Genomic DNA, 6,350 nt, shown 5'->3' on the forward strand with positions numbered 1-6,350 from the left:
CCCCAGCCCCGCCCCGGCGCGAGCCGCCGGCCCCCAGTGTCAGCTGCCCGGCGGTTCTTCCTCTCACTTCAGGACGCGACGGCCGCCTTCATCAGGTGGTCCCCGTAGTCCTCCCGCAGCTTCATCTTCAGGAACTTCCCCGTCGACGTGCGCGGAATCTGGGTCACGAAGAGGATGTCATCCGGGAGCCACCACTTCGCGAACTGCTTCTCCAGGTGCGCCGTCAGCTCCGCCTTCGTCGCCTCCTGCCCCGGCTTGAACACCACCGCCGCCAGCGGGCGCTCGTCCCACTTCGGATGCCGCCCCGCGAACACCGCCGCCTCCAGCACGGACGGATGCGCCATCAGCGCGTTCTCCAGCGCCACGGAGCTGATCCACTCGCCGCCGGACTTGATGACGTCCTTGCTGCGGTCGGTGATGTGCAGGTAGCCCGCCGGGTCGATGGTCACCACGTCGCCCGTCTTGAACCACCCGTCCTTCGTGAACCGGTCCTTGCCCTCGTCCCCGTAGTACGACGCCGCCACCATGGGCCCGCGCACCTCCAGCTCGCCCATGGCCTTGCCGTCCCAGGGGAGGATCTCCCCGCTGTCGCTCACGTGGCGCGTCTCCACGAACGGCACGGAGTAGCCCTGCGACGCGTACGCCTCCAGCTGCGTCTCCGGCGAGGCCGTGTGCAGGTCCCCCTTGAGCCGCGCGAGCGTGCCCACCGGGTTCATCTCCGTCATGCCCCACGCGTGCAGCACCTTCTGCCCGTGGCGCTTGCGGAACCCGTCAATCAGCGCCGGCGGCGCCGCGGACCCGCCAATCACCATGTGCCGCATCGGGCTCAGGTCCCACTTGCCCGGCTCGCGGTCCAGCTGCGCCAGGATGCCCAGCCAGATGGTGGGCACGCCGCCCGCCACCGTGACCTTCTCGTTCTGCATCAGCTCCAGCAGTGACTGAGGGTCGAGGTGCGGCCCGGGCAGCACCTGCTTCGCCCCCGTGAGCAGCGCGTCGAACGGCAGCCCCCACGCCGCCGCGTGGAACATGGGCACCACCGCCAGCACCGTGTCGGACTCCCTCAGCCCCAGCACCTCCGGCAGGCAGCACACCAGCGTGTGCAACACGATGGAGCGGTGGCTGAAGAGCACGCCCTTCGGGTTGCCCGTCGTGCCGGACGTGTAGCAGAGCATCGCCGCGCTGTTCTCATCCAGGCGCGGGAAGTCGAACGTGGGCGACTCCGCGGCGAGCAGCTTCTCGTAGTCCAGCCGCCCCTCCGGAACCGGCCCGTCGTCCGGGATGACGATGACGTGCTTGATGCTGCCGGCGGCCTTCTCGAACTTCTCCACCAGCGGCAGGAGCGAACGGTCCACCACCACCACCGTGTCCTCGGCGTGGCGCGCGATGTAGCCCAGGTCGTTGGGGTGCAGCCGCAGGTTGAGCGTGTGCATCACCGCGCCCATCGCCGGCACGCCGAAGTAGACCTCCAGGTGCTGGTGGTGGTTCCAGCTCAGGGACGCCACGCGGTCCCCTGGCTTCACCCCCAGCCGCGTGAGCGCGTTCGCCAATTGGCAGACACGCTTGTGGAAGTCCGCGTACGTGTAGCGGTGCAGGGACTTGTCCGGCTTGCGGCTGACGATCTCCTGCGCGGCGTAATAGGAACGCGCGCGCTCCAGGAAGTGCGTCAGGGTGAGCGGGAAATCCATCATGCGACCGGTGAGCATCGGCACCATCCCTTCGGGAGAGGGGGAAGGGCCGGATGCTACCGGATGCGCGGCGTCATGCCTGCCACTCCGGGTGGGGGCAGGCATGGCGCACCACGTCAATGTCAGCCGAAGAAAACCTGCGCGACCTCGAAGAACTCCTTGGGCACGCGCTTGAGCTCCCGGGTGGCCTCCGCCAGGTGCTCGCTGACGATGTCATTGCCGCGCAGGGCGGCCATCTTCCCGAACTCGCCGCGAGCGACCATGTCGCACGCATGCACGCCGAACCGGGTGGCGAGCACGCGGTCGTGCGCCGTGGGGGCGCCGCCGCGCTGGATGTGGCCCAGCACGGAGACGCGCGTCTCGAAGCCGGTGCGCCGTTCAATCTCCGCGGCGACGATGTTGCCCACGCCGCCCAGGCGCGGCCGGCCCGCTTCGTCCAGGGAGCCCGTGGTGACCAGCTGCTCGTTCTGCTCCGCGGACAGCTTGATGCGCGTGCCTTCCGCCACCACGACGATGGAGAAGGTGCGCCCGCCCGCGTTGCGGCGCACCAGGTGCTGCGCGACGGCCTCCAGGTCCGCGGGAATCTCCGGGACGAGGATGACGTCCGCGCCGCCCGCGATGCCCGCGTAGGTGGCGATCCACCCGACGTGGCGGCCCATCACCTCGCAGACGATGACGCGCTTGTGCGACTCCGCGGTGGAGTGCAGCCGGTCCACCGCCTCCGTGGCGATGGAGACGGCGGTGTCGAAGCCGAAGGTGAAGTCCGTGCCGTTGAGGTCGTTGTCGATGGTCTTCGGCACGCCGACGATGCGCAGGCCCTCCTGGGACATGCGCGTGGCGGCGGACAGCGTGCCCTCGCCGCCGATGGCGATGACGGCGTGGATGCCGTTGCGCTCGATGGCGCGCTTCACGCGCTCCAGGCCGTTCTCCACCTTGAAGGGGTTGACGCGCGACGTCCCCAGGATGGTGCCACCCCGGTGGAGGATGCCGGAGGTGGTCTCCCGCGTGAGGCGGAAGTGGTTGTCGTCCAGCAGGCCCTTCCATCCATCACGCAGACCCATCATCTCGAAGCCGTGCTCGCTGGCACGGCGGACGATGGCGCGGATGACCGCATTGAGGCCGGGGCAATCACCCCCGCCGGTGAGCACGGCGACTTTCATGAGTCCGGTTCTAGCGCGACCCGGCCTCCACGCGTGAGGACGGATTGCACGGGACGCCCGTGGGAAACCCTTCCCGGTCCCAGGGCGTGCGGGGGACCTGGCTTGTCAATCGCCGGCGGTGTTCACGTGTAATTCCTGGAAGCGAGTGGCCTTGCCGCGCGGCGCCACGCACCGGGCGGCTGGGGGGCTGGCGACCTTCGCGGCGAGGACGGCGTATGCTGGCCGGCTCATGAACCTACGGGTGTTCCAGACGGAGCAGGAGGCGGCCAGCACCTGCGCGGCGCGCATCGCCGAGGCGGTGCGCCACACGCCGGAGCTGGTGCTGGGGCTCGTCACGGGGCGCTCGCCACTCAACGTGTACCGGAACCTGGTGGAGCTGGCGGCCCGGGGGGCGCTGGACCTGTCGCGGGCGACGACGTTCAACGTGGACGAGTTCCTGGGGCTCCCGCCGGAGGACGCGGGCAGCTTCCGCGCGTACATGGACCGGCACCTGTTCCGGCATGTGAATCTGTCAACGGAGCGGATCCACTTCTTCGACGGGTGCGCGCCGGACGCGGAGGCGGAATGCGCGCGCTATGACGCGGCGCTCGCGGCGGCCGGGGGGCTGGACCTGCTGCTGCTGGGCGTGGGGCCCAACGGGCACATCGCGTTCAACGAACCCGGCGAAGTGCTGACGGCGACGAGCCACCGCGCGCGCCTGTCGCGGGAGACGCGGCTGTCGCACGTGATGGCGTTCGGGGATGATCCGTCGAAGGTGCCCATGGCCGCGCTGACGCTGGGCATGGCGGCGGTGCTCCAGGCGCGCAAGGTGGTGGTGCTGGCGTTCGGCGTGAACAAGGCCGCGGCGGTGACGGCGATGGTGCACGGGCCGCTCACGCCCAGGTGGCCCGCGTCGCTCCTCCAGCTCCACCGCGACGTGGAGCTGTGGCTGGACACGGGCGCGGCCAGCGGCCTGCACGGGCGCAGGCTGGACGAGGCCCGGACCCGTCACGACGGCACCTGACCCGGGCCCCGGGCCCCGGGCTCCGGGCTCGGAGGTCCTCCGCTTCCAGACGGACACGCCCCCCGGTCACCCGGGCCATGTGACTTTATTGGCGAATTGCCAATAAGATGCTTTCCATGGGTCTTCCGGTGCGTGCCGCGCTGCTGCAGGCGGTGAGTGGTCCCTTCGTCATCGACGAGGTCGAACTCGATGCGCCTCGGGCGGGCGAGCTGCGCGTGCGGGTGGCGGCGAGCGGCATCTGCCACACCGACCTCACGTACCGGGCGGGCGCGGGCCTGTTCCCTCTGCCCGTGGTGCTCGGGCACGAGGGCGCGGGCGTGGTGGAGGCGGTGGGGGAGGGCGTGACGGGCTTCGTGCCCGGCGACGCGGTGGTGCTCAGCTACTTCTCCTGCCGCGCCTGCTCCACGTGCGCGGGCGGACACCCCGCGTATTGCGAGCAGGGGTACGCGGGGAACTTCTCCGGCTCGCGGCCGGATGGCTCGTTCCCCATGCGGTGGCGCGGCGAGCCGGTCCGCTCGAGCTTCTTCCATCAGTCGTCGTTCGCCACGCACGTGCTGGCGCATCAGCACAACGCGGTGAAGGTGGACGCCTCGGTGCCGCTCGACCGGGTGGCTCCGCTGGGCTGTGGGTTCCAGACGGGAGCGGGGGCGGTGCTGGAGGCGTTCCGGCTCCAGGCGGGGCAGCAGCTCGCCGTCTTCGGAGCGGGCGCGGTGGGGCTCGCGGCCATCATGGCGGCGCGGGTCGCGGGCGCGGCGACCGTCATCGCGGTGGACCTCAGCGCGGCGCGGCTCGAACTGGCCCGCGAGCTGGGGGCCACGGACACGTTCCTGGCGGATGAGCCCGGGCTGACGAAGACCGTCCTGAAGCGCACCCGGGGCGGGGTGGACTTCGCGCTGGAGTGCGTCGGGTCGCCCCAGGTGTTGCGGCAGGCGTTCGACGTGACCCGCCCGCTGGGCACCTGCGGGTTGCTGGGGCTTCCCAGCCGGGACGCGGAGGTGGCGCTCCCCATGACGGCGCTCCTCATGGGCCGGAAGGTGGTGGGCATCCTCGAGGGCGATGCCGACCCGAAGACCTTCATCCCGAAGCTGCTCGCGCTGCACGCGCAGGGGCGGTTCCCGCTGGAGAAGCTGAGCCGCTCCTACGACTTCGAGGCCATCAACGACGCGGTTCACGACATGGAGACGCGCACGGCGATCAAGCCGGTGCTGCGGATGCCAGGAGGCGGAACGACATGACGTTCGACGAAGCGGTGAAGGCCGGGCGCATCCACGTGGAAGAGGCGCTCGCGTTGTTCGACCGCCTGTCCGCGGTGGACCTGGAGTTCATGCGCGGCACCTGGCAGGGGCGCGAGTTCCAGACGGGACACCCGCTGGACGGACTGCTCGCTTCGACAGGCTGGTACGGCAAGCAGTTCATCGACGCGGAGAGCGTGCACCCGTTGCTCTTCTACACGGAGGACCGCGGGGCGGTGTTCCCGGTGGATCCACGGAAGTGGCCGTCCCCGGAGCTGCCAGGTCCCGTGGCGCCGCACCGGGCCGCGGTGGAGACCGGGCAGTTCAAGGCGCGGCTGCGCATGACGGAGTACCGGGGGCGGCTCAGCGCGACGATGGTCTACGACGACCGGCCCATCCACGACGTGTTCCGGAAGGTGGACCCGGACACGCTGCTGGGGCTGATGGATGCACGGGACATGGCGCCCTACTTCTTCGTGCTGCGCCGCGAGCAGAAAGGCCCCCGGACGCCCTGAAGCGCCCGGCTCAGCGGGACGCGGCGGGCTTCCGCGCGGAGGCGAGCACGGGCTTCTTCACCGGCGCGGCGGCCTTGGGTGTCACCAGGGGCTTCCCGTTCGCGCCGGGCTGGGAGGCCTTCCGCGCGACGGGGGCCTTCGCGGGAGTCTCGATGGCCGGGCGCTTCGCCAGGACAGGCGCCTTCGGCCGGGTGTGCTCATAGGCCGCGAGCACCTTGGCCACGTAGAACTCCGTCTCCCCGTTGTGCGGCACGCGCCCGTTCACCGACCCCGGGCCCGCGTTGTACGCGGCCACCGCCAGCCGCACGTCGTGGAACCTGCGCAGCTGTTCGGCCAGGTAGCGCCCGCTCGCGTCGACGGACGGCGCGGGGTCGAAGGGGTCCTTCACCCGCATCAGCGCCGCCGTGTCCGGCATCAGCTGCCCGGGCCCCATGGCGCCCGCGGGCGAGATGCGGTGCACCCGCGTCTCCGACTCCACCTGGATGAGCGCCCTCAAGAGCCCCGGCGGAATCCCGTGGCGGTGCTCCGCGTCCGCGATGAGCGGCTCCAGCGGAGGGTGTTCGTCCAGCACGCACGCGGGCCGGTGCGCCACGTAGGCCCCCAGGGCGCGCGCCTTCGTCTGGAGGAAGGAGAAGGACAGGGGTGACACCTGCGTCCCGCCCAGCCACGCCACGCCCACGTTGAGCAACACCACGGGCACCAGCGCGCACGGCACCAGCCACGCCCATCCCGGAATGTCGATCCCGCCCACGGTC

General features: G+C 70.9%; 6 protein-coding genes. 3 read left to right on the forward strand and 3 right to left on the reverse strand.

The features are described 5' to 3' along the window. Positions 1-68: 68 nt before the first annotated feature. Complete coding sequence (locus D7X32_RS42325; protein ID WP_120608182.1) at positions 69-1,703, reverse strand: long-chain fatty acid--CoA ligase; 1,635 nt, start codon at positions 1,701-1,703, stop codon at positions 69-71. A gap of 104 nt (positions 1,704-1,807) precedes the next feature. Further along, positions 1,808-2,845, reverse strand: a complete 1,038-nt coding sequence (locus tag D7X32_RS42330) for a 6-phosphofructokinase (protein ID WP_120608178.1) — start codon at positions 2,843-2,845, stop codon at positions 1,808-1,810. 229 nt (positions 2,846-3,074) lie between these two features. On the opposite strand from D7X32_RS42330, the gene D7X32_RS42335 reads away from it, so the two are divergent. From D7X32_RS42335 to D7X32_RS42345, 3 genes are all read left to right on the forward strand, one after another. Further along, positions 3,075-3,848: a glucosamine-6-phosphate deaminase gene (locus D7X32_RS42335; RefSeq protein ID WP_120608183.1), complete on the forward strand. Its 774-nt coding sequence runs from the start codon at positions 3,075-3,077 to the stop codon at positions 3,846-3,848. 116 nt (positions 3,849-3,964) lie between these two features. Then, a complete protein-coding gene (locus D7X32_RS42340) occupies positions 3,965-5,083 on the forward strand; it encodes an NAD(P)-dependent alcohol dehydrogenase (RefSeq protein WP_120608179.1) in 1,119 nt (372 codons plus the stop codon). Continuing rightward, positions 5,080-5,595: a DUF4334 domain-containing protein gene (locus tag D7X32_RS42345; RefSeq protein WP_120608180.1), complete on the forward strand. Its 516-nt coding sequence runs from the start codon at positions 5,080-5,082 to the stop codon at positions 5,593-5,595. Before D7X32_RS42340 ends, D7X32_RS42345 begins: the two co-directional genes overlap by 4 nt. A 10-nt stretch (positions 5,596-5,605) precedes the next feature. Here the strand turns inward: D7X32_RS42345 and D7X32_RS42350 are convergent. Beyond that, the coding region (locus D7X32_RS42350; RefSeq protein ID WP_439329050.1) for a lytic transglycosylase domain-containing protein at positions 5,606-6,350 on the reverse strand (745 nt) is incomplete at its 5' end.

Origin of the sequence: Corallococcus carmarthensis (assembly GCF_003611695.1) — a bacterium.
GTDB classification, from domain to species: Bacteria; Myxococcota; Myxococcia; order Myxococcales; family Myxococcaceae; genus Corallococcus; species Corallococcus carmarthensis.

What these genes read in the sequence shown, in the direction of transcription:
- D7X32_RS42325 (WP_120608182.1), bottom strand. Translation starts at nt 1,703, where the DNA reads ATGCTCACCGGTCGCATGATGGATTTCCCGCTCACCCTGACGCACTTC.
- D7X32_RS42330 (WP_120608178.1), bottom strand. Translation starts at nt 2,845, where the DNA reads ATGAAAGTCGCCGTGCTCACCGGCGGGGGTGATTGCCCCGGCCTCAAT.
- D7X32_RS42335 (WP_120608183.1), top strand. Translation starts at nt 3,075, where the DNA reads ATGAACCTACGGGTGTTCCAGACGGAGCAGGAGGCGGCCAGCACCTGC.
- D7X32_RS42340 (WP_120608179.1), top strand. Translation starts at nt 3,965, where the DNA reads ATGGGTCTTCCGGTGCGTGCCGCGCTGCTGCAGGCGGTGAGTGGTCCC.
- D7X32_RS42345 (WP_120608180.1), top strand. Translation starts at nt 5,080, where the DNA reads ATGACGTTCGACGAAGCGGTGAAGGCCGGGCGCATCCACGTGGAAGAG.